Annotated in this window: 1 protein-coding gene; it reads right to left on the bottom strand. The window is 75.1% G+C overall.

Annotated elements, in window-relative coordinates:
- Positions 1 to 40: 40 nt before the first annotated feature.
- A partial coding sequence (locus AB0M20_RS45265; RefSeq protein ID WP_364307829.1) for a hypothetical protein occupies positions 41 to 1,090 on the bottom strand: 1,050 nt, incomplete at its 5' end.

Consider the following 1,090-nt stretch of genomic DNA (forward strand, 5'->3'; position numbering starts at 1 on the left):
GTGCGTCCACGCCCCCAACCTAGCCCGCGCCGGCCGCGGATCAGAACGCGTTGAGCAGGGTCTGCCGGACGCTGTTGCCGGCACTGTTCGTGGCGGTGGCGCGCAGCGACACCGTGCTGCCCGGGTGCGCCCGGAGCACGGCGAGCCCGCGGTCGCCGACCCGCATGTAGAAGGGCCGCTGCCAGGTGTGCCCGCCGTCGTAGGAGACGTCGAGCCCGAACTCGGTGACACCGCCGCCCGCCTGATGCTGCACGGTGAACGACAGCGTGTCGTCCGCCGGCCGGAACCGGACCACGGGCAGTGGCACCACGGTCCGCGTCGCGCTGCGGGTGGCCGCGAAGGCCCACTCGACGCGGTCCGCGCCGTCGGTGTGCGCGATGGTGATGCGTTTGCCGCGGGTGACCCGGGTGGAGCCGCTCGCCGGTGCGCCGTGACCGCTGGAGTCCGAGCGCCAGGCCGGCGCAATGTCCAGGACGCCGCGGGTCTCGGTGATCGCGTGGCCGGGGGCGAAGGCGGGCCCGCGCACGGCGCTGTTCCACTCATCCGTCGCGGTCGTGACGGGCGCGGCCGCGGCGGTCAGCGTGGCCTGTGCGCCGGTGAACTCGCCGCCCCAGGACGGGCCGGCGAGCAGGTGCTCGGTGCGGGTGACCGGCAGGTCGAGCGCCGACGCGTACCCCCAGGCGCCGGCCGGGTGGCGCACCATCAGGGCGGCGCCGTCGCCGCCGTAGACGGCTCGTCTCGAGACGAAATTCCGTGGGGTACGCGTGAAGCCGGTGACCCAGCGCCCGGGCACCGACCAGGCCGCCGCCCAGAATTGCGTGCCGCTCGCCCACGACGCGCCGAACTCGCTCCGGAAGCCGGCGGCGGTCGTGGCCGGCCCGATCTGCGCCGCGGTGATCCCGGCGAAGGAGCCGGCCAGCACCCCGGCGGCCGCGTCGCGCCGGGTGAATCCGGCGTATCCGTAGACCTGGCCCGCGCCCGGTGACGTCACGCTGACCGGTTTGCCGAGCCGGGCGTCCATGACAACCTCGAGGTCGCGGTCGACCGTGACGGCCGGCCGGGTCAGCATGGTGACCGAGCCGTCGGGCTC

The sequence above is a fragment of the Actinoplanes sp. NPDC051633 genome (genome assembly GCF_040681735.1).
Classification (GTDB): Bacteria; Actinomycetota; Actinomycetes; order Mycobacteriales; family Micromonosporaceae; genus Actinoplanes.